Origin of the sequence: Methanofollis ethanolicus (genome assembly GCF_001571385.1) — an archaeon.
In the GTDB taxonomy this organism is placed as follows: Archaea; Halobacteriota; Methanomicrobia; order Methanomicrobiales; family Methanofollaceae; genus Methanofollis; species Methanofollis ethanolicus.
This window is the reverse complement of record NZ_BCNW01000001.1, coordinates 70,218-94,378: the sequence shown is the minus strand read 5'-3', so window position 1 is coordinate 94,378 and position 24,161 is coordinate 70,218. Positions and strand designations below refer to the sequence as shown.

The following is a 24,161-nucleotide window of genomic DNA, read 5'->3' as shown; positions in this document are numbered from 1 at the left end:
TTCGTGAGGTCATCCCAAAACTGATCCGAACCTTCATTCACGCCGATGAAAGGACTCACATTCGGTTCTGAAAACTCCTGTTCTGGCGTCTTGTCCGGGGGGTTTCACGCCCCCGATCCCTCCATCATTGCGATAGGGGGTGGAGGGCAATCTCCTTCATCAGGATCTCTGGTCTCTCTTCCCCGACCCTATCCTGTTTCGGGGGTCCGGGGGCGTCAGTCTCCCGGCAGAGATCTGAGGGAAGGCGGTGGTTTCGCACGATCCTTCATGAAATTCGGGAAGACATCGACCCGATCATGATCTTTTCTCCCGAGTTTCCATGCACGGATGGAGGGAGTGAACCAGAGTTTTGGGATATGCTCCGTGTGAATAGACCGTTGAAATAGCCGTTCCCGGTAGTCGGAACGAGCCAGCCCGGATCTCCGGGGGCTTTTGCCAGACGTTTCTGCGACCTCTGTCTGAAGGGTTGACGCAGACGTGTCCTGAAGATCTCCAGGATTTCCAGATCTCGGGACTCCTGTCTCGGGAGAGTCCGGGCCCGGAGGGGTCCATGGGAAAAAAAGATCCGGATCAGCAGGGCTATGGTGTCGATGAGATGACGAATTCCGGGGGTCGCTCTGGCAGGTGTGGGGGATCAGAAAGAAGATGCGTCGTACCCCGTGGGCGGCGATGGGAGGGTGCAGGTTGCAGCCTCTATCGTTGAGGGCGTGTGAAGGGTTCCTATTTTTCGAGATGCAGTTTTTCAGGAGAGTTCCCTCTCTTTCGATCGCTCCATTTGGAATGTGTTCCGCCACCGGGCATGGTCCGGTTTTAAAAAAGGAGAGGTCAGGCCCCGTGCCCGTTTATCTGTTCGAGCACCTTTGCCATGTCGACCCAGATGATCAGGTTCTTGACAGCCTCGTCCTCTGCCGTCCTGTCTGTCACCTTGATGATCCCCTTCACGTAGGCATCGCGTGCAAGGGACTCGTCCATTTTCTCGACCTCATCCTCGGAGACCTGCATCACTGCGAGGACATCGTCGACGATGATCCCGACATTTGACCCGCCTGCGGCCTCGGCGACGAGGATGATGATCTTCTGGTGTTCTTGCTTCTCACCCTCGGGGATGCCGAGGATGGTCGAGAGGTTCAGGACGGTCGTGATCTCTCCTCTCAGGTTGATGATCCCGGCGATGTGCGGGGGGGCCCGCGGCACCGGTGTGATCGGCACCATCTCGACGATCTCGCGGGCGAGCGCGATGTCGAGGGCATAGCGTTCCCCGGTAAACTCGAATTCCACTACATCCACGTTTGCCACGTTTCTTCACCTTATGCCAGCTTGAAGCCGTCGAGTGCGCCTTTCATCTCTGCCGCCATGGTGGCGACCTCCTGTGCGCCGCTGCCGACCTCCTCGGCCGAGGCCGAGACCTCCTCGGCAAGCGCGGCCATGTCTTCGATCCGGGACATCGTCTCCTTGGTCATGCCGGTCGTCCGGTCCATCCTCTCCATCACCTTGTTCGTGGATGTCGCCTGGTCCTCGGTCGCCTTGGCGATCTCGGAGACGCTCCCGTGCGCCTCGTTGGAGGCGGCGATGATACGGTTCAGTGCCCCGATCGTCCGGTCCACGCTCTCAATCCCGCCCTGGATCTCGTCGAAGGCGGCCTGGAGATCTTTTGCAGTCTTCTCGCTCTTGGTCTGGATGGAGGAGATGAGGTCTTCGATGTGGTTGGTGGCGGTCTTCGACTCACCGGCGAGGTTTCTGACCTCGCCTGCGACGACGGCAAAGCCCCGCCCATGTTCGCCTGCCCGTGCCGCTTCGATCGCGGCGTTCAGGGCGAGAAGGTTCGTCTGGTTGGAGATGTCGTTGATGAGTTTCACGATCTTGGAGATCTCGCGCATCTCCTCGTTCAGCCGCGAGAACTCTTCGACTCCCTCCTTTGTGATCCTCTCGACCGCCTGCATCTTGGTGGTCGCCTCACGGCCGAGGCCCTCTGCCTCGTCGCCGATCTGCACTGCGGACTCGGTCGTTGCGAGTACCTCCTGGGAGGTGCTTGCGATCTCCTCGATCGAGGCGGAGAGGTCTGACATCGCCCTGGCGACCTCTTCGAGATTTTCGAGCTGAGTTTTTGCGCCCTCTGAGGTCTGCTGGCTCTTGGAGGCCACCTGCTCGATCGCCCGTGCAATCTCCTCGGCACTCCTGCTTGTCTCCTCGGTGTTGGCCGTGACCTTCTCGCCGACACCGGCGATCTGCTGCAGGACTGCCCTGACTCCCTCGCGGGAGTTCCGGTAGTTGAGTTTGAGGTCGCGGATCGGGTCGTTCTCCTCGATCGAGACCCTGGCCGTGAGGTCGCCCTTCGCCATCTCATTCATTGCATGCTTCAGTTCCTCGGCACTTTCGGCAAGGAGGCGTGCCCTCTCCTTGGCCTCCAGTTCCTTGTTGATAAGCTGCGTGTTGTCCTGGTAGATGTAGTAGTTGACGTCGATCTCCCCGTTCTCGTCGAGGATGGGTACCTGGAAGAGGCGGAGGTACGACTTTGTCGTGTCTTCCCAGGTGATCTCCATGTCAGAGATGGCGAGTTTCCTGGTCTCGAAGGAGGCATAGAAGTCGTCCCCGGACGTCTTGATATTGAAGTCATAGAGTTTCTTCGCCATCAGTTCGTCGTAGGTGCCGTGCCAGGCCTTCTCGTACTGCTTGTTGAGGTCGAGGCGGTGCTTGTCGCCGGCAAGGACGGCGATCGCCTGCGGGTTGTCTTTCACGAAGGCGTCGGCGCGGCGCTGGAGGGCATGGACCGTCTTCAACTCTGCCGTCTGCTCGGTGAGGTCCTGGTAGATGTAGTAGTTGACGTCGATCTCCCCGTTCTCATCGAGGATGGGTACCTGGAAAAGGCGGAGGTATGACTTTGTATTGTCTTCCCAGGTGATCTCCATGTCTGAGACGGCGAGTTTCTTCGTCTCGAAGGAGGCGTAGAAGTCGTCTCCCGAGGTCTTGATATTGAAGTCGTAGAGTTTCTTTGCCATCAGTTCGTCGTAGGTGCCGCGCCATGCCTTCTCGTACTGCTTGTTGAGGTCGAGGCGGTGCTTGTCGCCGGCAAGGACGGCGATCGCCTGCGGGTTGTCTTTTACGAAGGCGTCGGCCCGTCTCTTCAGTTTTTCTGCCTCTTCCATCTTTATGATGGCACGGTTCACCATTTTTCCCAGAGGTTTGAACTCGTCAGGCACCTGGTCGATGTCGACGCGGGCCGAAAAATCCCCGTCGAGTGCGCGTTCCAGGATTGCCTCAATCTTGTCCTGTTTTCCGTTTGCCATTCTCTGAATCCCTCTTCTGTTATAATTCTGATGTATAGTTGCTTTAATGAATTAATTTATATTCCTTTCTCTTTTAGTTTTCAGAACCATTATTGATATTTTTATATTGTCTGGTTTAAAATTTGTTATATTTAATATGGGGCAATTATGAAAGGTTATTTTTCAAAATGGGGTGGCCGGTAAGTATTATAGGTTCGTCCCCCGAGGGGAAGGCATGGGCGAGCGGTTCATCTTCACAACACACCGGACCATCTGCTACCACTGCCACGAGGACGCCGACCAGGTGATCAAGGCGGTCTCTTCGCAGGCACAGGTGGCGTGCGCACACTGCGGTGCGACCCGGATTTTTCTCCCGCGTCTGGAGGACGTCAGTGCCGAGGGCACGTACACTCCGATCAGCTGCTATGACATCTGGCACCTGGAGGCGATCGCTCCCTGCAAGCACTGCGGTGCAGAGGGGCCGCACGACCTGATCGTCGGCTGCAACCAGTTCACCACCCGGTGCCACGCCTGCGGGTATACGCACTTCTACAAATTCAATATCGAGTACGTCGCACAGTGCCCGATCGAGAAAAAAGAGGGGTGACTTTCATACTCTCTGCCTGTCTCTCGCCATGAGGGAGAGAGCGGCGGCGATTGCGCAGGCCGCCGCCCCGGCAAAGAAGGCGGCATGGAAGCCAGGGATGAGCATTGCGGCCGCGATCTCGGTGTGCGGGGTCTCGGGGTTGTGGGCGAAGGCGCTGACGATCGCCTGGACGAAGACGGTCCCGAAGACGGCGACCCCGAGGACGTCGCCGATGTTTTTCGCGGTCTGCATCACGCTCGAAGCGACACCCTCCTCCCCTTTCGGGCTCTGGCCGAGGACCTGGTTCATGTTCGGCGGGAAGTACAGGCCGCTCGTCACCCCGAGGAGGGCAAGGCCGATGACGATGACGAAGATACTGCTCTCCATCGTGAGGGAGGCGTACAGGAGAAAGACTGCGGCGGTCAGAGCCGCCGCCCCGGTGGTGAGGCGGCGTGTCCCCTGCCTGTCTGAGATTCTGCCCGCGAGGGGGCCGAAGATCATCAGGGTGACCGCAGGGACAGTGAGGACGATGCCGGCGACAGCGGTGGAGAGGCCTTTCACCCCTTCCAGGTAGAAGGGGAAGATGAAGGTGGCGCCCGCGAAGGCGAGCATGACCAGGGCGCCGGCGACGGTCCCTGCCGAGAAGGCGCTGTTCCTGAAGAGGGCGAGGTTGAGGAGAGGGTCCTCGCAGGTGCACTCCCGCCGGACGAAGGCGACCCAGAAGATGACCGAGAGGAGGAAGGAACCGAGGATGAACGGTGAGGTCCACCCCATCTTCAGCCCCATGTTGAGAGGGTAGATGAGGAAGAAGAGGGCGGCGACGATGAAGGCGGTGCCCGGGATGTCGAATGAACCGCTGGTCCCGCGGGGTTCGGTTTCCGGGAGGAGTTTTCTGCCGAGGACGATTGCCATGACCCCGACCGGAATGTTCACGAAGAAGATCCAGTGCCAGGAGATGAACTCTGTCAGCAGGCCGCCGAGCACCGGGCCGATCGCGATGGCGACCGAGACGGCGGTGGCCAGGGTGCCGAGGGCCCGGCCGCGGACTGTCTGCGGGAGGTACAGGGCGATCATCGCCGGGCCGACGGCCTCGAGTGCGGCGGCTCCGAGGCCCTGAATGAGGCGGAAACCGATGAGGTGGCCGAGGGTCATGGAGAGACCGCAGAGGAGGGATCCGATGGTGAAAACAGCGAAGCCTCCGATGTACACCTTCCTGAACCCGTGCCTGTCGCCGAGTTTCCCGAAGATGAGGAGGAGGCAGGCGATGACGAGGCCGTAGCCCATCACCACCCAGGAGACGTCGCCGATGTCCTCGTGGAAGTAGGCGGCGATGGACGGGAGGGAGATGTTCACGATGCTGGTGTCGAGGGCGCCCATGAATGCTGCAAGGGCGATGATGAAAATGATCAGGCGTTGCTGATGGGCAGTGGGGGCCGGCGGGGTCTGCATGTATGGTCATCAGAAAATCGAAGGGAGATTATTTGAACCGGTCGATTTTTTCGTGTGCCAGACCCTCTCCCGGTGGGTCGATCCGGCCCCACCTACATTATTAAATACCGTCGATGACTATTCTAGAGATAATGTGTGGTGAATGTTTTTTCGCCAGTGAATGTCTTTATCTTCACTAGCCCTCGCGAAACCACGCACACAGACATTTCTCTGACCGTCTCCCCCGGAGCGGCGGCGCTGCACGGCGTCTCTTTTAGCTATTTTTATCTCTTCTAAAACCCCGCAGTCACAGGAATCTGCGGAGGTGCGTGTTCATGAGAGGAAAACAGATTAGGTTGGAACGTATTATGGATCGTAACACCGGCAGGACGATCATCGTCCCGATGGACCATGGTGTTACGGCCGGGCCCATGCCAGGGCTCATCGATATGGGACGGACCGTCGACCTCGTCGCCGAAGGCGGCGCAAACGCAGTGCTCGGCCACCTCGGCCTTCCCCTGTACGGCCACCGCCGGTGGGGGAGGGACATCGGGTTGATCCTCCACCTCTCGGCCTCGACGTCTGCGGGGCCGGACCCGAACGAGAAGGTGATCGTCAACACGGTCACGAACGCCCTGAAGATGGGTGCGGACGCGGTCTCGGTACACATCAATATCGGGGCTGCCTCTGAGGCAAAGATGCTCGCCGACCTCGGGAGGGTCGCGGTCGAGTGCATGGAGTGGGGGATGCCTCTCCTCGCGATGATGTACCCCCGCGGGCCGAAGATAGACGACGAGAAGAGCGTCGAGATGGTGAGTCTTGCCGCCCGCGCCGGCGCCGAACTCGGGGCCGACATCATCAAGACGGTGTACACCGGCGACCCCGACACCTTCAAGGAGGTGACCCTGGGGTGCCCGGTGCCGGTCGTCGTGGCCGGCGGGTCGAAGACGGACGACGCCGCGACTCTCGCCCTCATCGAGGGGGCGATGGAGGGCGGGGCCGCCGGGATCTCGATAGGGAGGAACGCCTTCCAGCACCCGCACCCCGACCGCTTTGTCCGGGCGGCGGCGGCGATCGTGCACGGCGGCAAGAGCGCGGAAGAAGCGATGGAGATGATGAAGGAATGATTGGAAAGGCGATCAGGCTGGAGAGGATCATGGACCGGAACACCGGGAGGACTGTCATCGTCCCGATGGACCACGGTTTCACGATGGGGCAGATCGAGGGGCTGAAGAAGATGCCCGAGGCGGTTTCCGCTGTCTCCGAGGGCGGGGCGAATGCGATCGTGATGCACAAGGGGATGGTGAAGGCCGGTCACCGCGGCAAGGGCCGGGACATCGGGCTCATCGTCCACCTCTCTGCCTCGACCTCCCTGAACCCGGACCCCGACGACAAAGTGCTCGTCTGCACCGTCGAGGAGGCGGTCGCCCTCGGGGCCGACGCGGTCTCCATCCACATCAACCTCGGGGCGGTGCACGAGTCCAGGATGATCGAGGCCGCGGGCATGGTCTCGAAGGAGTGCATCCGCTGGGGTATGCCTCTCCTGGTGATGATCTACCCGCGGGGCAAGGGGATCGACCCGCGCTCGCCGTCGGCCGTCGGCCACTGCGTGCGTGTCGCGGAGGAGATCGGCGCCGACCTGATCAAGACGAGTTACACCGGCGACCCCGCCTCCTTCGCGGAGATCTGCGCCGCCTGCTCTGTCCCTGTCCTCATCGCGGGCGGTGAGAAGGCCGGCGACCTCGCCACCCTGACGGCGATCCGGGACGCGGTCGGTGCCGGGGCGGCAGGCGTCGCCATCGGGAGGAACGCTTTCCAGCGCGACGACCCGGCAGCCTTTGTCAGGGCGCTCTGCAAGGTCGTCCACGGCGGCGCCGATCCGAAGGACGCCCTGGAGGGGAGATGAAACGGTTCTGGGTTGACGTGCGGCCGTGGCGAAAGGAGATCGCCACGGCGGCGATCGAGGCCGGGGCCGATGCCCTGGTGGTGGAGAAGGCCGGCGATGCCCGCGCCCTCGGGCGGATCGCCGCGGTCGCCCCTGACGGCGACCTGGTGCCGGGCACAGACGTCGTCTTCGCTGCGGCGACGCCCGACTCGCCGCTCCCGCAGGCTAAAGGCGCCCGCCTTGTCGTCTCCACTCCCGACTGGACGGTGATCCCCCTTGAAAACCTGGTCGCCGCCTCAGAGGAGGTCTTTGCCATCGTCAGGAATGCCGACGAGGCGAAGCTCGCCCTCGGCATCCTCGAAAAAGGTGTCGCCGGCGTCGTGCTCAAGACCGACGATGCCGCGGAGGTCGGCAGGGTGGCGGCCGTCGTGCAGGCGGCGATGCCAGCCCTCGCCCTCTCTCCCTTCACGGTCACGCGGGTGCGCCCCATCGGGATGGGCGACCGCGCCTGCATCGACACCTGCTCCCTCCTTGCCGAGGGGCAGGGAATGCTCGTCGGCAACACCTCCTCGGGATTCCTCCTCGTGCTTGCCGAGACGGCCGAGAACCCGTATGTCTCGCCGCGGCCCTTCCGGGTGAACGCGGGTGCGGTCCACGCCTACCTCCTCGGCCCTGACGGGAAGACCGCCTACCTCTCCGAGGTGCGTGCCGGGGACGCCGTCCTCGTCGCCGACGGTGCCGGCGCCACGGCCGGGGCCGCGGTCGGGCGGGTGAAGACCGAGCGCCGCCCCCTCCTCCTCGTTGAATCGGAGGGAAAGGGCGGGGAGAAGGCCGGGCTCGTCCTCCAGAACGCGGAGACTGTACGGTTGATGGGGCCTGACGGCCCGGTCTCGGTCGCCGCCCTGAAGGAGGGCGACCGTATCCTCGGTCTCTCCCTCTCCGGCGGCCGGCACTTCGGCATGGCCGTCGAAGAGACGATCACGGAGACCTGAGATGCGCATCGGGATCATCGGCGGAACGGGTGGGATGGGCACTCTCTTCTCCCGGATCTTCTCAGACGCCGGCCACGAGGTGCTCGTCTCGGGGAGGGCGACCCCTCTCTCGAACGCCGACCTGGCACGGGCCTCCGAGGTCGTCATCGTCTCCGTCCCGATCAGGAGCACCGTCCCGGTGATCCGGGAGATCGCCCCTCTCCTCTCCAGGGACCAGCTCCTCTGCGACGTCACCTCCCTCAAGGCGGCGCCCGTGGCGGCGATGCTGGAGACGAAGGCCGGCGTCCTCGGCCTCCACCCGATGTTCGGGCCGTCCGTGTCCTCCCTCCAGAACCAGACTGTCGTCGCCTGCCCGGCGCGGGTCGCGCCTGAACGGGCTGACGCGGTTCTTGGGGTCTTCAGGGGGGCAGGGGCGAAGGTGACGACGATGGACCCCCTGGAGCACGACAGACTGATGGCTGTTGTCCAGGGCCTCACCCACTTCACCACTCTCTCCCTTGCCGGGGCGATGCGGCGCCTCTCCGTGGACCTCCCGGCCCTCCTCTCTGTCACGAGTCCGGTTTACCAGATCGAGATGGCGGTGATCGGGCGGATACTCGGGCAGGACCCGGGCCTGTACGGCCCGATTCTCGGGGAGAACCCTGCCGTCCCCGAAGTCCTCGACGCCTTCGGGGCCGCCGCGGCCGAAGTCCGCGGGGCGGTGGAGTCCGGTGACGACGAAGTGTTCGCCCGCCTCTTCCGTGAGGACGCCGCCTTCTTTGCCGACTACATCCCGCGTGCGACCGAAGACTCGGAGGCGCTGATACGATGCCTGGCGGAAAAGTGAGGCTTGCGGCCCTCGGGCCCGAGGGCACCTTCTCCCATGCCCTTGCCCGATGTCTCGCCGAGGAGGTCGTGCTCCTGCCGACCATCGGTGCCGTCTTCGCGCATGTCGCCGCAGGAAAGGGCGACGGCCTCGTCCCTATCGAGAACAGCGAGGCCGGAGGTGTCGGCCCCGCCCTCGACGGCCTGCTGAGGAATCCCGTCTTCATCACAGCGGAGGTGTACGTGCCGATCAGGTTCCACCTCGCCTCTTTCGTCAAAATCACGGAGGTCGACACCATCTACGCCCACCCGCAGGCCCATGAACAGTGCTCGGCCCGTGTCGACGCCCTCGGCGTGCCTGTGGTCCACACCCCCTCGAACGCGGCGAGTGCCAGGGCTGTGCGTCCGGGCACGGCCGCGGCGGCGGTCACCACCGCCGAGGCCGCCGCACTGTGCGGGATCCCTATCGTCGCTGAAAATGTGCAGGACGCGGAGGACAACACCACCCGCTTCGTCGTCATCTCGACAGAGCCGTACCGGGGTCCTGGTGCCGGAAAATGTTCCGTCCTCCTCGACCCGAAGGCAGACCGGGCCGGCCTCCTCGCCGACCTGCTCGCAGTCTTCGCACGCCTGAGGATCAACCTGACCCGGATCGAGTCCAGGCCTTCAAAGAGGGGGATGGGACGGTACGTCTTCTTCATCGACGGCGAGTCCGGCCCGGCATGGACCGGGGCTGTTGCCGAACTCTCTTCCCTTGCCGTCGTGAAGGAGTTCGGGTGCTACCCGCGCCTGGAGGCGGCAGGATGGAGATGACCCTCTCCCGCCGCCGGGGCGTCGACGTCACCGTCACGGCCCCGCCCTCGAAGAGTATCACCCACCGCGCCCTCGTCACCGCCACCCTCGCGGAGGGGGAGTCCCGCATCATCGGATCCCTCAGGTCGGGAGACACCGTCAGGACGCGGGATGGCCTCGCCGCCCTCGGCATCATAACTACCGACGACGGCGACGACCTCCTCGTCCGCGGCTGTGGAGGCGTCCTCCCCCTTGCCGGCCCCGCCATGGTGGACGCCGGAGACTCGGGGACGAGTCTCCGTTTCCTCGCCGGCCTCGCCACCCTCTCCCCCTGGCCTGTCACCCTCACCGGGAGTCTGCGTATGCAGGAGAGGCCTGTCGGCCCCCTCGGCGACGCCATTGCCGCCCTCGGCGGCAGGGTTGCCTACGAGAAGACGCCGGGTTGTCCGCCCGTGACGGTCACGGGGCCCGTGCGGGGTGGCGCCGCGGCGATACGGGGCGACGTCTCCAGCCAGTTTATCTCGGCCCTCCTCATCGCCTCCCCCTGCTATGCGGAGGGCCTCGACCTCTCTCTCACCACCCCTCCGGTCTCGGCGTCGTACCTCGATCTCACGGCCGCGGTGATGGGGGCCTTCGGTGTCCCTGTGGAGGAGGAGGGGGAGGACCGTTTCATCGTCAGGCCCGGCCTGTACGGGAGTCGTCCCTATTCGGTCGAGGGCGACTGGTCCTCGGCCTCGTACTTCTTTGCCATCGCCGCCGTCTGCGGTGGGCGGGTGACGGTGAAGAACCTCGACCCCGCCTCCCTCCAGGGCGACCGCCTCTTTCTCGACGCCCTTGTGAGGATGGGCTGCCGGGTCCGTGCCGACGGAGACGCTGTCGTCCTTGAATCTGACGGCGACCTCGACGGGACCGCGATCGACATGGCCTCCTCCCCCGACACTGTTCAGACCCTCGCGGCAGTGGCGGCATTTGCCCGCGGGCCGACGACGATCACCGGCATCGCTCACCTGAGGTACAAGGAGAGCGACAGGATCGCGGCGGTCGTGCGGGTGTTGCGGGGCCTCGGCGGCCGCGTCGCCGTCGCGGAGGACGCCCTGACCATCACCCCCGCTCCCCTGCGGGGCGGCGTCGTGGACCCGGCGAACGACCACAGGACAGCGATGAGCGCGGCCGTGATCGGCCTCGGCGCTGGAAACGTGAAGATCCTCCATGCTGAATGCGTGGACAAGTCCTTCCCCGGTTTCTGGGATACTCTGCAGGGGGCGGGGCTGCTGTGAAGGTCGTCCTGATAGGCTACCGCGGCACGGGCAAGACGACGGTCGGAAAGATGGTGGCGCGGAGACTCTCTCTCCCCTTCCTGGACACCGACGCCCTGGTCGAGGAGATGACCGGGATCTCGATCCCGACGATCTTCGCCTCTGCCGGGGAGGCGGCCTTCCGCCCCCTGGAGAGGGAGGTGATCGCCAGCCTCGCCGATTTCCGCGGCGTCATCGCCACGGGCGGCGGTGCTGTCCTCGACCCGGAGAATGTCCGCGCCCTCAGGACGGGGGGGACCGTCGTCCTCCTGGAAGCGGACCCGGAGGAGGTCGTCACGCGGATCGCGGGCTCGGACCGCCCCTCCCTCACCGGCCTTCAGCCTGAGGAGGAGGTGCAATCCCTCCTCCGGACGCGGCGGCCCTTCTACCTCGCGGCCGCGGACATCTGTGTCAGGACGGGGGGCCGCAGGCCTGACGGGGTCGCAGACGAGATCATCGCCAGATGTGCCGGGCGGCCAGGCCCCGTCTCCCTCCCCGCGGGCTTCTCCCTCCCGTCCGGCGAGGCCGAACGTCTCGCCACTCTCGGCCCGGCGACAGGCCTGTACGGGATCGCCGGCCACCCGGCTCTCCACAGCAGGAGTCCCCTGCTGTACAATGCCCTCTTTGCAAGGTACGGCATGGACGCCGCGTACACCTTCTTCGACCACCCCGACTTCGGGGCGGTCCTCAATGCCGCCCGCCTCCTCGGCGTCCGCGGCCTCTCGGTCACCATCCCGCACAAGGAGGCGGCCCTCGCTGCCTCGGACGAGGCCGACAGGCACGCGGCGGCGATCGGCGCCGCCAACACCCTCATCCTCTGCGGGGACCATGTCCGGGTCTCGAACACCGACTGGGTCGGCGTGCGCCGCCCCCTCGAAGGGGTCGCGGCGGAGAGGGCCGTCGTCCTCGGTGCGGGCGGTGCGGCCGCCGCAGCGGTCTATGCCCTCCTGAGTCTGGGATACGGGGTGACGGTTCTTGCCCGCGACGCCGGGAAGGCAGAGGCCCTTGCCGCCCGCTTCGGCTGCGAGGCCGGGGCTATCCGCGACATCGACCGCGTCCGCCCCGAGGTCGTCGTCCACGCCACGCCAGTCGGCATGGCCGGCGACCCCCGCTCCCTCCTGGCGCCCGAAGACCTGCGACCCGGCACGACGGTCTTCGACCTCGTCTATACCCCGAAGGAGACCCCTCTTCTCAGGACGGCGGCGGCCCGCGGCTGCCGCACCATCCCGGGGACCGAGATGTTTGTGTACCAGGCCTGCGAACAGTTCCTCCATATGACCGGGATCAGGGTGGATGATCTGACCATGTGGGAGGTGCTCGGCGAATGAACACCTTCGGGCGGTTCTTCAGGGTGACGACCTTCGGGGAGAGCCACGGCCCCGCGATCGGCGCCGTCGTCGACGGCGTCCCGCCGGGCCTCCCCCTCTCCGCGGGAGATATTCAGCCGATGCTCGACCGCCGCCGTCCCGGCGGCCCCCTCGCATCGCCGCGGAAGGAGCCCGACGCCGTCGAGATCCTCTCCGGCGTCTTCGAGGGGAGGACCACCGGCACGCCCATCGCCCTGCTGATCCGGAACAGGGACGTGCGGAGCGGCGACTACGACGCCCTCCGCGATGTCTTCCGCCCCGGCCACGCAGACTATACGTACCTGCAGAAGTACGGCCTCCGTGACCACCGGGGCGGCGGTCGGAGTTCGGGACGGGAGACGGCGGCGCGGGTCGCGGCCGGCGCGGTGGCGGTTGCAGTCCTGAAGACACACGGGACCGCGGTCGCCGGGTCGGTCCGCGAGGTGCACGGGAAGACCGACCCCGCCGAGATGGAGGCCGAGGTGCGGGCGGCGCAGGCCCGCGGCGACTCTGTCGGTGGCATTGTCGAGGTCCGGGCCTCGGGCGTCCCGCCCGGCCTCGGGAGTCCGGTCTTCGACAAACTCGACGCCGCCATCGCCGGGGCATTGATGGGGATCGGGGCGGTGAAGGGTGTCGAGATCGGCGAAGGTTTTGCCGCAGCACGTTTCTATGGTTCGGAGAACAACGATGCCATGGACGCCTCGGGCTTCCTCTCCAACCATGCCGGCGGCGTCCTCGGCGGCATCTCGACAGGCCAGGAGATCGTCGTCCGCCTGGCGGTGAAACCGACGCCCTCTATCGCCCTCCCCCAGAGGACCGTGGACATCCATGGAGAGGAGAGGGAGATCATCATCGCCGGACGGCACGACCCCTGCATCGCCTTCCGTCTCGTCCCGGTCGCGGAGGCGATGCTCGCCCTGGTGCTTGTGGATGCGGTGCTGGAGCAGGAGATGTATGGCGGGCAGGCCCCGGAATAATCTTTTTTTGACCATCTCTTCTCGCTCCACCCCCGGATTGAGGTGACGCCCGGTAGATTCGTCTGTTATTCGGCCATATGCTCATGGAATTTTCTAAATGATCCTAAATTATACGGGTAAATCTCAATATTGGAATTTATAGCCACATTATGAGGTCATCCCAAAACTGATCATACCCTCTCTCCTGTCGATGGAATGATCGGTATGTGGTTCTGAAAAATCCTGTTCTGGCGTCTTGTCCGGGGGGTTTCATCCCCCGGTCCCCCCATCATTGCGATAGGGGGTGGAGGGCAATCTCCTTCATCAAGATCTCTGGTCTCTCTTCCCCGACCCTATCCTGTTTAGGGGGTTCGGGGGCTGGGAACGGAGTGAGCACAAGAAAATCTCTGATTTTCGGCGTCAGTCCCCCGGTAGAGATCTGGGGGAAGGCGGTGGTTTCGCACGATTTTTCATGGTATTCGGGAAGACATCGACCCGATCATGATCTTTTCTCCCGAGTTCAGCATGCGGGGAAAGGGGAATGAACGAGAGTTTTGGGATATGCTCTATGTTTAAATCGGTTTAACTAGCATATCTGCGACATGTCTTTGATGGAGTCTGCGGTATGACCCGCCAGAATCTTCTCGTCGGATTGATCGTCGGCGCTCTCGCCCTGATCATCATTGCGGCAGCGCTTGTGACCCTATTCCCCTCCGGTGAGACGAAATCGGCATCCGGGGAGACGGGACCTGCGTCCGTGGAATTCTCGCAGGACGACATGAAGGCCCTTGCAGGGGATATTGCGGCCAGGATCGACGGCGACGCCATGGCGGCGCTTCAGCCGGGAGATGAAAACACGACGGCGTTCATCGCCATCCGCGACCAGCTCGATGCCGTCCGGGCGTCCAACCCCAACATCGTCTACGTCTGTACGATGCGAAAAACCGAGAATGCCACCGAGTACGTTGTGGATGCAAACTACGGCAGCAATAGTTATGCGACTGCGATCGGCGATGTGTACGTCCCGACGGAGAATGACACCGTGTTTCTCTCCGGCTTTATGGAACCCTCCGCTGAAACGTACCCCGGCATCTCCGGGTACGCTCCTGTCAAGAACTCCAGCGGTACCGTCGTCGGGCTGGTGGGTATCGACACGTGGAGCGCGGTCGCGCCGGCCGACATGAAGGCCCTTGCCGCGGATACTGCGGCCCGTATCGACGGCGACGCCATGGCGGCGCTTCAGCCGGGAGATGAAAACACAACGGCGTTCATCGCCATCCGGGACCAGCTCGATGCCGTCCGGGCGTCCAACAACAACATCACCTACGCCTATACGATGCGGAAAGCGGGGGATGCCATCGAGTATGTCGTGGATGTAGAATATGGCAGCAGCAAGTATGCAGCTGCGATCGGCGATCCGTACACCCTGAGTTCGGCGGACGCCGTCATCCTCACCGGCTTCGTGAAGCCCTGCGCCGGGATGTACACAGAAACCGTTGCGTACGCGCCCATCAAAAACTCCAGCGGCGCCTTCGTCGGTCTGGTGGGCGTCGATGCGATGGTCGCCGCCATGCAGGATGTTTGAAGACCATTGCAGCGGTGAGTGCGGTAGGGAGATGAAAATTCTCCGGCTTCCTCACCCCCCTCTCTTTTTCTGTCCCGTGGGGGATCGGGCGAGCGGGAGAAAGTGATGGTGACGGCGATCTTCGGGATGTCGCCGTACGACCTGAGGTTCCGCTCGATTGCCCCGAGGTCGTCGGGAGAGGGCATGTACCTGATATGCGCCGAGGCGGTGCTCGCCCTGGTGCTCGTCGATGCGGTGCTGGAGCAGGCGGTATATGCTGGCCTTGCCGGACGGATCTCCGGATAATCGGATCATCTTATTTTCCGGGTGTGACCGGCGCCTGGCTCCGGGATGGTCAGGCAGATGCCCTGCCAGAATCCCGGGTAATGGCCTGGTCATTGACTTCTTTTGTGAGAATGTCCGGGATGCCAGGCATGAGGCGGTAGTATGTACTCCGACCGTTTCTGGACGATCCGACAATACCGTCGGAATCGAGTCTTTTCATATGCCAGGATGCCGCCGGCCGGGATATGCCGATCGAATCCGCGATCTCGGACTGCGAGAGGCCGGGCGTGTCGAGAAGAAGAAAAAGGATCTCTTTCTCCGTCGAGTTCTGCATGTGGAGGAGAGTGCACTCTTTATCTCCGGTGTTGTCCTCGACCTGGATGAAGAAACCGACATTGCCCCTGTTCTGTACTTTTTTGATCATCCCTCCCGCTTGCAGGCGGGAGAGGTGATATGTCACCGTCCCGCGGCTGATCCCGGTTATCCCTGCTATCCGCGAGGCGGAGATGCCCGGCTGGTCCCTGATGCACGCATGGATCTTTTTCCTGTTCTCCGGGACCGTGCGGGGGGCGATACGGTAACCCAGGTATGCCAGGAGACCGGAAGAATAGATCAGGTCGGCAGGGAAGGCGAGGAGGGGGCAATATATCATAATAAAAACGGCAAGAGTCTGCGTGGGAGGGCCCTGCCAGATCGGCATGAACTCTTCGTCATCTACATTGATCATATCGCTGGGTAGTTCTGCTGGCTCTGGTTCAACGGTGATCTTTGCCGTTGCCGGATTCAGGAAGAGGAGCAGGACGAGCATGCCTGTAAAGAAGATAGTGGGTGTTTTTTGCATCACGCAACCATCGCGGATGATCAGAGGTGTCTCGTCAGGAATATAATACATTCAGGGTGTATGCATCTCCTTCTTCGGGCACGGAATCGCCGATCACATAAAAGTACCATGTTCCAGCAGGCAATGATGGCGAATCTGAGAGGCCCATCGAGATCTTTTCGTCGATCGTCCCGTCGGAACTGTCCTCGTACTGTCCGAGAATGCTCTTGTCGGGGGTACAGATGATGAGGGAGACCGAGTCCGTGCCGGCGTGGGAATGGCCGCTCCAGTCAAGACGGACGCTAACCCTTTTCATACCTGAGGGGATGTTCTTGGTTATAAGATCTTTTTCATCTGGATAGATCCGCCCGCCGATCGACCGGATGGCGTTGTCGAGTCCGGCTATGTCGTACCGGTCGTCGTCGGGGGAGACGATGATCCGGTCGGCGTATCCTGCATCGCCGGTTGCTGCCGCACAGGGGACGAAGAGGAGCGCGGCGGCAATCAGGAGGCTGAGGACAATTCTTTCTGCATGCATGTTTGCACCGTGATCGACTCTGCGTCCGGAGACTTAACCTTTATGAGCAGATCGTTTAACTGTCCGTTCGATTGTTAAATGATCTGCTCATAAGCCTGATATATATCATTGAATATACTATTGGCCGTGGATACCAGAATGGGTGTCCCGAGAGAGGCCGGGCACCCGAATCTGCATGCATGCCCGGCCTCTTGCATCGGCCCGAAGGCGATCGGATTGCCCGGTGTCATCGGGGATGGCCGTTGCTGTCCGTCGCTCTTCCCGGTAGATGAAAAAAGAGGTGTTGAACATGAAAAAAAACTATGGTTTTGGCTTTGCACTGGCGGCACTGCTGCTTGCAGGCATCATATGTCTGGCGAGCGCTGTGCCTGGAGACTCAGATGACATTGGGATTCTGTCCACAATATCTCTGGGGAGTATGTATACGGACGGCACCGGCGATACGGCAAGCGTGTCTGTTGTGGGTTCTGTTACTGCTCCGGCCGGACAAAACACCTTCACAGCGACGTACAGAAATGTTAATGACGTAGATAATGATGGACAGGGAGCAATCTATCGTCTGAAAGTCTACGACGCGAATGGTGTGCCGCACACGGCCGAGAAAAAGGTTGACTGGGCAACCAGCGGTACAATCAGTGTGAGTTTCAATTCACAGGGGAGTGGCGATGCTCAGTATGAACTGTGGTGCGAGACGCACGACTGGTTCGATACGACAAAGGCAACAGCAACCGACTACGGTGATCTCGACTACGTCTGAATGGCGGTGCATCCCTTGAGGATGCACTCTTTTTGAAAGAGAGGAGTGATCTTGTGTGAATAAGAAAATCATGTGGTGCAGCATCGCCCTGATTCTCGTCCTTGCCGGTGCCCTAGCATATGTGATGTCGTACGCCTGGGAGGACGTTATCGTGGATGCCACTGATTCAGGGGGCAGGGTCGTCTTTCTGGACAATGACTCCCAAGGTACCTTCACCCTCGGCGGTACTTATGCCGATTTCAGGGGAAATAGAGTTTTTTCAAACTCTGTTTCTTCAATCGATACCGGAATAGGAGGAAGCAGTACCTTCACCACCTCCTGGAAAATGGGTGGGAAAAATGAACTCGGCAGCGCAAAGACGGCCGTCTTTACCCTTACGGTCTGGGATCCCGCAGGGGTGCCGCACAGCATCACCCGGGAGTCACGAGAGGTCTCTTCAGGAACACTGAGCGTATCCTTTTCCCCTCATGAACCCGGAGAGGGCCGGTTTTTACTCACATCGACTATTTATGAGAGCAGGATGAATTTTTCGACTCTCTTCTTCAGATGATATGATGGGTCTGTACCTTCGATTCATCCGCTTGTCTATCGCCCTCTCGGGGCTCTTGAAGATATGATCCCCAAACAAGTTCACCTGTAGGCGAGCAACTCCTGCAACTGCTCCAGTACCCTGATGTCGTACTGCCCCTCGGCCGTCGGGGTGCCGATGTGGCAGTAGACCGTCTCCGACCCGAAGAAGGGGAGGAAGGTGCGGGCGTACCTGAACTCCCCGCCCATCACGGTCGTGATGATGGGCTTCTCCGCATCGAGGGTGAAGGAGAGGAGGTCGAGGAGGTCGTGCGCGGACGCCGGAGTGACGGCGATCTTCGGGATGTCGCCGTACGACCTGAGGTCCCGCTCGATGGCCCGCAGGTCGTCGGGAGAGGGCATGTACCTGATATGCGCCGAGGCGATGACCATGGTGTGCTGGTAGCGGATCATCGGGGCAAACTTTCTGAACTTCCGCTCCACGTCCACGTAGTCCACGAGATCGAGGAAGGGCTGGATGGTCGAGAACCATTGTTCCGGGTCGCCGGTGAATCTGCCGCCCTCTTCCCTGCTCCTGAGGGTGGCGATGATGGGGGCCGCGCAGTCACCGCTACAACCGGCCATCGCCGACGAAAGGTCCTCTCCCATGAGATCGAGCCTGAGTTCGATGAAATCAGCGCCGAGTGCCACCGCTTTCGGGATCTCGTCAGGACTCGTCAGCGAGACGACGATCTTCATACTCTCAGGTATCACATCGTCACCTGTTATATGTCTGTCTCTCCGGCCCTGCGCGGGGTCCGGGGGTGGCGACGGAAAATGTTTTTTGGCCCTGGAGATTATCCTCTGCTCTGGTTGATGTGCCCTTCCTGATATTCGGGTGCGGGGGAAGAACACCGCCTTCCCCGTAGTGGTCGCCGGGGGCTCCTCGAAGACTTCGTCTTCTCGTTGCCCCCGGACCCCCCATTGTGATTGGCCCCGGGAAGAGCGAACAGGACATTCAGAGGAGAGAACGTGTCATATCCCTGCCTATCCTGAGCCGGGTGCGAGCGGAGTGAGCACAAAAAAATCTCTGATTTTCGGCGTAGTCCCCCGGCACAGGTCCGCCAGAATCGGAATCCTACAGAGACTTTTCCTGGTTTATTCTGCCCCGTATTCCTCGCAGGCGTCGAGGACGTAGCGCATGAACGCCATGCCCGGTCCGCCGGCCATCGCCGCAGCCATCAGGGCGCCCTCCATGATCTCGGCCTTCGATGCCCCGGCCTCGATCGCCAGTTTGGTGTGGAGGGTGATGCAGAAGGGGGAGTGGTCCGCGACCGCGAGGGCGATGAGGATGATCTCCTTGAACTTCGACGGGAGGGCGCCGTCCTTGCAGACCTGGTGGACGAAGGCGAGGAAGGTTTTCCAGACCTCGGGGTTAGACTCCTCGATCTCCCTGTTCGTCTGGAGGACCTGCGTCAGATACGTGTTTGCATCGGTCATGTATCCTATGCGTCTGGGCCTCCTCACCGATAAGAATTCGGAAATGTTTTCGGAGTGCTTATCTTTCTCCCTCCTGGAGGAAGGGAACGAAGCCGGGACAGGCATCTCTTTTGCCTCCTCCTGTTAACTCTGAAAATGCTATATCCCGGCCGCCCCCATCTCTTCCCACGAATCCTGTACAGATCCCCGAACTCCTCGCCCCTGCTGGCTCGATGGAGGCGTTGAAGGCAGCCGTCGCCGCGGGAGCCGACGCCGTGTACCTCGGCGGGACGCGTTTCTCGGCCCGGCGTTTCGCGGCGAACTTCGACGACGATGCCCTGCGGGAGGCCGTGGACTACGCCCATATCCGAGGCGTCGCCGTGCACGTGACCGTCAACACCCTGGTCCACGACGCCGAACTCCCGGCCCTTGCCGACTATCTCCTCTTTCTCTATGAGACCGGCGTCGACGCCGTCCTGGTCCAGGACATCGGGCTCCTCCGTCTTGCCCGCGCTCTCGTCCCCGGCCTTGTCGTCCATGCCTCGACGCAGATGACGGTCACCACAGCGGAGGGCGTCAGGTGGGCCGCAGAGGCGGGGTGCTCCCGCGTCGTCCTCGCCCGCGAGGTGAGTCTCGCCGAGATCGAGGCGATGCGACCTGTCCTTGAGGAGACAGGGTGCGAACTGGAGGTCTTCCTCCACGGTGCGCTCTGCTACGCCTACTCTGGCCAGTGCCTCCTCTCCTCGGTGATCGGCGGCCGGAGCGGGAACAGGGGGGCGTGCGCCCAGCCCTGCCGGAAACCCTATGCCCTGATGAAGGGGGAGTACGACCGGTACGGCAGGCCGGTGCGGATGAAACCCGTCCGCCTCCCCCACCGCTACCTCCTCTCGACAAAGGATATCTGCCTGTATCCGGTCCTCGACCGCGTCGTCGCGGCGCCCGTCTCCTCCCTGAAGATCGAGGGGAGGATGAAGGCGCCGGCCTATGTGGCGGTCGTCACCGCCATTTACCGCCGCGCCCTCGACGCCATCGCAGAAGGCCGCTGGACTCCCTCGCCCCATGACGAAGAGGCCCTCGCCTTCGCCTTCACCCGCGGCTTCACGACCGGGTACCTCTGCGGCGAGAGGCACCGCGGCGTGATCGGCCCGGAGCGCCCGGACAACCGGGGCGTTCGGATCGGCAGGGTCGTCGCCTTCTCGAATGCCAGGATGGAGGCGACGGTCGCCCTTTCCGGGTCGCTTGCCCCGGAGAACGGGGACGGCATCGCGGTCTCCTCCCCTGAAGGGGAGTTCGGCTGCCTGGTGCGGGGGACACCGAAGAGCGGGAGGGACGGCGTGCTGGTCAGACTGCCGCAACCTGCGCCGATAGGTGCGGTCGTCTCCATCACCCGCCGCGCCGCCTTCGAGTCATGGGCAGACGAGGTCATGCGGCAGGAGAGGCAGGCTGTCAGGGTCGACGCCTCTGTCAACTGGGAGGAGGACGGCACGCCGGTCATCGAGGCCGTTTGCACGCCGATCAGGGGTTCCCCGGTGCGGGTCGCCGTGCGGGGCGACGGGCCGATGGGGGCGGCCAGGACGCGGCCGCTGACCGCGGACCAGATCGCGGAGCAACTCCGCCGCACCGGCGGGACGCCCTACGTCGTCGGCGACCTCGACCTCGCCTACCCTGGCGGGCTCTTTGCCCCTCCCTCGTACCTCAACGCCCTGCGGCGGAGCCTCCTTGAGGCGGTCGGAGAGGCCCTCTGCGAGGTGGAACGGCCGCCTGCCGACGAGATCGCCGCCGCCCGTGCGCGGCTTTCCACCCTCCTCCCCGCTCTGAAGGCCGGAGGGAAGACTGCGGCAGAAAAAAAGCTGGTCCTCTCCGTCTACACGGACATAGCCGCAGGCGTCGAGGCCGCCGCGGCCGCCGGTGCGGGACGGATCTATTTCGAGCCCGCGGAGTGCACTGCGGAGACGCTTGCCTCTGCCGTCAGGGCTGCGGCCGGCGTCCCCCTCATCTGGAAGTGGCCGAAGATCGTGCGGCGCACTTTCCTTGACGTCGCCCTCCCCCTCCTCGACCAGGCCGCGGCGGCCGGCGTCGCCGGCGTCATGGTCGAAGGGCACGGCTGTGCCCCTGCGGTCAGGACGGCCCTGCCCGACATCCCCCTGTACGGGGCATCGGGCCTCAACATCTGGAACGCCGAGGCCGCCGCCGCCCACGACGACTTCGCACTCCTCACACTCTCCCCTGAACTCTCGGGAGACGATATCAGGGCCCTTGTCGCCCGCCTCCCCGCCGGGGCCCCTGCGGTCGAAGTCCTCGTGCAGGGCGTCGCCGAGGCGATGGTCACCGAGGACTGCCCCCCTGCAACCGCCCTCGGCTGCCCTGCCGGGTGCGGGGGCGCCGCCTTCGGCATCAGGGACGAGAAGGGGATGACCTTCCCCCTCTGGCCCGCCGGGGAGTGCCGGACCTCCATCGGCAACGCTGTCGAGACCTGCCTCCTCGACCGCCTCTCTGCCCTCCTCGCCGCCGGTGTCGGCGGTATCGCCGTCGACGCCCGTCGGCGCGGGCCGGCCTATGCCAGGGAGATGTCCGGCATCTACCGCGAGGCCCTCGACGGCCGCGTCACCGCGGACCTGAAGGCTCGTGCGAAGGCCCTCTCCCTGGGCGGGATCACCGCCGGGGCCTTCGTCCACGGCACAGAATGATTCAGGGGAGGTTCCCCTCCCCCGTACACTCCCGCTGCCTCTCCTCGCTCATCTCGACGAGGATCTCGAAGATCGTCCGCACCTGCACCGGGTTGATGTTCTTTTCCACTGCCTCGTTGAAGACCCGTTCGAGCAGCGCCCGTCTCCTCCCCTCGTCCCTGACCGGGGCCCCGGCAAGGTACTTCTCGTGAGCCATCCGCCCGGCGATCGCCTGCCTTTCGGCGATAAGGTCGATGATCCGGGAATCCACGGCATCCACCTCTTTCCTGATCTCCTCGATTGTCATGCCTGTTGGATTGCTGTCCTGGTTCAAAACCGTGCCGACCCACAGGGATATACCTCCGGAAGGCGCACGATCCTCTATGCTCGAAAGAATCCCGCGGCGGGAACGGCGTGACCTCCTCATCGCCTGGGTCGCCATCGCCGTCGCCTTCAGCCTCCTCTATGTCAGGGGCGGGATCGCGCTCTCCAGCTTCCTGCTCTACTTCGTCGTCTCCCTCCTCACCGTCGGAGTCGGCTTCGTCCTCCACGAACTCGCCCACAAGTTCGCGGCCATGCACTTCGGCTACTGGGCAGAGTTCGAGAAGGACAACACCATGCTCGTCGTTGCTGTCGTCCTCGCGGCCCTCGTCGGCGTCGTCTTCGCCGCACCCGGCGCCACCATGATCTACGGCTCCACCACGAAAAGGGAGAACGGGATCATCTCGGCGGCCGGGCCGGTAACGAATCTCGCCCTCTGCGGCGTTTTCTTCGGCGTCTTTCTCGCGGGGGGCGCTCTCGAAAACATGCTCCTCTGGCTGATCGGCATCATGGGCGTCCAGATCAACGCGATGCTCGCAGCCTTCAACATGCTGCCGGTGAGCGTCCTCGACGGAAGAAAAGTTCTGGATTGGGATATGCGGGTCTTTGCGGTGCTCTTCGTCGCCGCCTTCGCCGCCCTCATCGCCGCATTGACGTACCTGTAGAGATCAGGGAAAGCACCTCGGCGACAACCTCCTCCCCCTTCTTTTTTGCATCGGCAAGAGCGGTCGGGTGCCCCCTGATCCCGCCGTACTCGTCCATGTTGTTTGCGATGATATTGTCGTAATATTCAAATCCGGTCCCGTTGAAAAAGGCCGTTACCATCGGGTACGCCGAATCGAAGACATTGTCCCAGCTCTGCCCGGCCGTCGATATGAAGACCCCCTTGTGCCGCCTGATATGCTCGTCAGGGAAGAACAGCGTCTTCAAGACAAACTTCTGCGCCCAGAGGAATTGCCCGCGGTCGATGAGTCCCTTCATCTCGGCCGTGATCCCCATCGAGTAGATCGGCGAGGCGAGGGCGAGGACGTCGGCCTCCAGGATCTGCTCGAAAAGCCAGGTCAGGTCGTCCTTCACGATGCAGTCCCCTTTCTTGTGGCAGGCATTGCAGCCGCGGCACGCCGTGTACGAGAGTTCTCTCAGCACCACCTTCCTGACCTCCGCACCTGCCTCCCCGGCCCCGTCGAGGAAGGCGTCGAGGAGTGTCTCGGTGTTCCCGTGCCTGTGCGGGCTTCCCGAGATGCCGAGGACCTTAACTGTCATCGCCAAATCGCTCCTTCAGTTCCTGCATGAGATTCCTGCCGAGGGCCTCCGCGTCGGCCCTCGCCGTCGGGTGGCCCTCGATCTCGCCGGCATAATCGACACCGTTCACCATCAGATAGGAGATGTCGCTGTCCCTGATCTCCATCACGTGGTAGAAACACTTCACGCTCGGGACCGCCGCATCGAAGACATGATCCCATTTCTGCCCGGCCGTCGAGAGAAAGACGCCGAGCCGTTTTCCCTTCCGTTCGGGCGGGACGACCGGGAGTTTGAGGACATATTTCCTCGACCTGAAGACCTGCGCACGGTCGATGAGGGCCTTCACCTGCGAGCAGATCCCCATGCAGTAGATCGGGGCGGCGAGGACGACGCAATCGGCGTCGAGGAGTTTTTCGCCGAGCCAGTCGAGGTCGTCCCTCTGGACACATTTGTTCAGGGTCTCGCAGGCATTGCAGCCGCGGCAGGGGTTGACGTCCACCTCGTCAAGGGCGACCTTCTCGACGTCGGCCCCTTCCGCCTCCATGGCGGCGACCAACCAGTCGAGGAGTGTCTCCGAGTTCCCGTGTCGGCGGGGGCTCCCGGCGATTGCAAGGATATGAATTGCCATCGCATCT

General features: G+C 62.9%; 25 protein-coding genes. 15 read left to right on the top strand and 10 right to left on the bottom strand.

Annotated elements, in window-relative coordinates; genetic code table 11:
- Window positions 1-825: 825 nt before the first annotated feature.
- A complete protein-coding gene (locus tag MEFOE_RS00480) occupies window positions 826-1,296 on the bottom strand; it encodes a chemotaxis protein CheW (RefSeq protein ID WP_067046755.1) in 471 nt (156 codons plus the stop codon).
- 11 nt (window positions 1,297-1,307) lie between these two features.
- Window positions 1,308-3,284: a methyl-accepting chemotaxis protein gene (locus MEFOE_RS00475; RefSeq protein ID WP_067046752.1), complete on the bottom strand. Its 1,977-nt coding sequence runs from the start codon at window positions 3,282-3,284 to the stop codon at window positions 1,308-1,310.
- A gap of 214 nt (window positions 3,285-3,498) precedes the next feature.
- Here MEFOE_RS00475 and MEFOE_RS00470 point away from each other — a divergent pair, with 214 nt between their 5' ends.
- Window positions 3,499-3,870 (top strand): hypothetical protein, encoded by a 372-nt coding sequence (locus MEFOE_RS00470; protein WP_067046749.1) that lies wholly within the window; start codon window positions 3,499-3,501, stop codon window positions 3,868-3,870.
- Window positions 3,871-3,873: 3 nt separating this feature from the next.
- On the opposite strand, the gene MEFOE_RS00465 is transcribed toward MEFOE_RS00470, so the two are convergent.
- A complete protein-coding gene (locus tag MEFOE_RS00465) occupies window positions 3,874-5,298 on the bottom strand; it encodes an MFS transporter (protein ID WP_067046746.1) in 1,425 nt (474 codons plus the stop codon).
- A 314-nt stretch (window positions 5,299-5,612) separates the two neighbouring features.
- On the opposite strand from MEFOE_RS00465, the gene MEFOE_RS00460 reads away from it, so the two are divergent.
- The 10 genes from MEFOE_RS00460 to MEFOE_RS13905 all read left to right on the top strand — a co-directional run bounded on the left by MEFOE_RS00460 (window position 5,613) and on the right by MEFOE_RS13905 (window position 15,217).
- A complete protein-coding gene (locus MEFOE_RS00460; protein WP_067046743.1) occupies window positions 5,613-6,404 on the top strand; it encodes a 2-amino-3,7-dideoxy-D-threo-hept-6-ulosonate synthase in 792 nt (263 codons plus the stop codon).
- Window positions 6,401-7,183: a 2-amino-3,7-dideoxy-D-threo-hept-6-ulosonate synthase gene (locus tag MEFOE_RS00455; RefSeq protein WP_067046740.1), complete on the top strand. Its 783-nt coding sequence runs from the start codon at window positions 6,401-6,403 to the stop codon at window positions 7,181-7,183. Before MEFOE_RS00460 ends, MEFOE_RS00455 begins: the two co-directional genes overlap by 4 nt.
- Window positions 7,180-8,154 (top strand): 3-dehydroquinate synthase II, encoded by a 975-nt coding sequence (locus tag MEFOE_RS00450; RefSeq protein ID WP_067046737.1) that lies wholly within the window; start codon window positions 7,180-7,182, stop codon window positions 8,152-8,154. Before MEFOE_RS00455 ends, MEFOE_RS00450 begins: the two co-directional genes overlap by 4 nt.
- A gap of 1 nt (window position 8,155) precedes the next feature.
- Window positions 8,156-8,980, top strand: a complete 825-nt coding sequence (locus MEFOE_RS00445) for a prephenate dehydrogenase/arogenate dehydrogenase family protein (protein ID WP_067046734.1) — start codon at window positions 8,156-8,158, stop codon at window positions 8,978-8,980.
- A complete protein-coding gene (locus tag MEFOE_RS00440; RefSeq protein WP_083523259.1) occupies window positions 8,962-9,771 on the top strand; it encodes a prephenate dehydratase in 810 nt (269 codons plus the stop codon). The genes MEFOE_RS00445 and MEFOE_RS00440 overlap by 19 nt, the downstream gene beginning before the upstream one ends.
- Window positions 9,762-11,027 carry a 3-phosphoshikimate 1-carboxyvinyltransferase gene (gene aroA, locus MEFOE_RS00435; RefSeq protein ID WP_067046732.1) on the top strand — a complete coding sequence of 422 codons (1,266 nt, stop codon included), beginning with the start codon at window positions 9,762-9,764 and terminating at the stop codon, window positions 11,025-11,027. The genes MEFOE_RS00440 and aroA overlap by 10 nt, the downstream gene beginning before the upstream one ends.
- Window positions 11,024-12,373 carry a shikimate kinase gene (locus tag MEFOE_RS00430; RefSeq protein ID WP_067046729.1) on the top strand — a complete coding sequence of 450 codons (1,350 nt, stop codon included), beginning with the start codon at window positions 11,024-11,026 and terminating at the stop codon, window positions 12,371-12,373. The genes aroA and MEFOE_RS00430 overlap by 4 nt, the downstream gene beginning before the upstream one ends.
- Window positions 12,370-13,368: a chorismate synthase gene (locus MEFOE_RS00425; protein WP_067046726.1), complete on the top strand. Its 999-nt coding sequence runs from the start codon at window positions 12,370-12,372 to the stop codon at window positions 13,366-13,368. Before MEFOE_RS00430 ends, MEFOE_RS00425 begins: the two co-directional genes overlap by 4 nt.
- A 604-nt stretch (window positions 13,369-13,972) precedes the next feature.
- A complete protein-coding gene (locus tag MEFOE_RS00420; RefSeq protein ID WP_067046723.1) occupies window positions 13,973-14,932 on the top strand; it encodes a hypothetical protein in 960 nt (319 codons plus the stop codon).
- A 105-nt stretch (window positions 14,933-15,037) separates the two neighbouring features.
- Window positions 15,038-15,217, top strand: a complete 180-nt coding sequence (locus MEFOE_RS13905; RefSeq protein WP_067046720.1) for a hypothetical protein — start codon at window positions 15,038-15,040, stop codon at window positions 15,215-15,217.
- Between the two features lie 49 nt (window positions 15,218-15,266).
- Here MEFOE_RS13905 and MEFOE_RS00410 read toward each other — a convergent pair whose 3' ends face one another.
- Window positions 15,267-16,037, bottom strand: coding sequence for a winged helix-turn-helix transcriptional regulator (locus tag MEFOE_RS00410; protein WP_160329461.1), 771 nt, complete (start codon window positions 16,035-16,037; stop codon window positions 15,267-15,269).
- A 34-nt stretch (window positions 16,038-16,071) separates the two neighbouring features.
- Window positions 16,072-16,554: a hypothetical protein gene (locus tag MEFOE_RS00405; RefSeq protein WP_067046714.1), complete on the bottom strand. Its 483-nt coding sequence runs from the start codon at window positions 16,552-16,554 to the stop codon at window positions 16,072-16,074.
- Between the two features lie 289 nt (window positions 16,555-16,843).
- Here MEFOE_RS00405 and MEFOE_RS00400 point away from each other — a divergent pair, with 289 nt between their 5' ends.
- Window positions 16,844-17,311 carry a hypothetical protein gene (locus MEFOE_RS00400; RefSeq protein WP_153015814.1) on the top strand — a complete coding sequence of 156 codons (468 nt, stop codon included), beginning with the start codon at window positions 16,844-16,846 and terminating at the stop codon, window positions 17,309-17,311.
- Window positions 17,312-17,366: 55 nt separating this feature from the next.
- Entirely contained in the window at window positions 17,367-17,861 is a 495-nt protein-coding gene (locus MEFOE_RS00395; protein ID WP_067046710.1) for a hypothetical protein, read from the top strand.
- Window positions 17,862-17,941: 80 nt separating this feature from the next.
- Here the strand turns inward: MEFOE_RS00395 and MEFOE_RS00390 are convergent, their stop codons facing one another.
- The gene (locus MEFOE_RS00390) at window positions 17,942-18,577 is read right to left on the bottom strand and encodes a type I 3-dehydroquinate dehydratase (protein WP_067046707.1); all 636 of its coding nucleotides are present in this window, start codon (window positions 18,575-18,577) and stop codon (window positions 17,942-17,944) included.
- Between the two features lie 399 nt (window positions 18,578-18,976).
- Window positions 18,977-19,318 carry a carboxymuconolactone decarboxylase family protein gene (locus tag MEFOE_RS00385; RefSeq protein WP_067046704.1) on the bottom strand — a complete coding sequence of 114 codons (342 nt, stop codon included), beginning with the start codon at window positions 19,316-19,318 and terminating at the stop codon, window positions 18,977-18,979.
- Between the two features lie 212 nt (window positions 19,319-19,530).
- Between MEFOE_RS00385 and MEFOE_RS00380 the strand changes: the two genes are divergently transcribed.
- Window positions 19,531-21,984, top strand: a complete 2,454-nt coding sequence (locus MEFOE_RS00380; protein ID WP_083523256.1) for a U32 family peptidase — start codon at window positions 19,531-19,533, stop codon at window positions 21,982-21,984.
- A 1-nt stretch (window position 21,985) separates the two neighbouring features.
- Here MEFOE_RS00380 and MEFOE_RS00375 read toward each other — a convergent pair whose 3' ends face one another.
- Window positions 21,986-22,270 carry a chorismate mutase gene (locus MEFOE_RS00375; protein WP_067046701.1) on the bottom strand — a complete coding sequence of 95 codons (285 nt, stop codon included), beginning with the start codon at window positions 22,268-22,270 and terminating at the stop codon, window positions 21,986-21,988.
- A gap of 76 nt (window positions 22,271-22,346) precedes the next feature.
- Between MEFOE_RS00375 and MEFOE_RS00370 the strand changes: the two genes are divergently transcribed.
- Complete coding sequence (locus tag MEFOE_RS00370) at window positions 22,347-22,949, top strand: zinc metalloprotease (RefSeq protein WP_067046697.1); 603 nt, start codon at window positions 22,347-22,349, stop codon at window positions 22,947-22,949.
- Here the strand turns inward: MEFOE_RS00370 and MEFOE_RS00365 are convergent.
- Together MEFOE_RS00365 and MEFOE_RS00360 are read right to left on the bottom strand one after the other, a co-directional pair.
- Window positions 22,924-23,547, bottom strand: coding sequence for a flavodoxin family protein (locus MEFOE_RS00365; RefSeq protein WP_067046694.1), 624 nt, complete (start codon window positions 23,545-23,547; stop codon window positions 22,924-22,926). The genes MEFOE_RS00370 and MEFOE_RS00365 overlap by 26 nt on opposite strands.
- A complete protein-coding gene (locus MEFOE_RS00360; protein WP_067046691.1) occupies window positions 23,537-24,154 on the bottom strand; it encodes a flavodoxin family protein in 618 nt (205 codons plus the stop codon). Before MEFOE_RS00360 ends, MEFOE_RS00365 begins: the two co-directional genes overlap by 11 nt.
- Window positions 24,155-24,161: the final 7 nt, after the last annotated feature.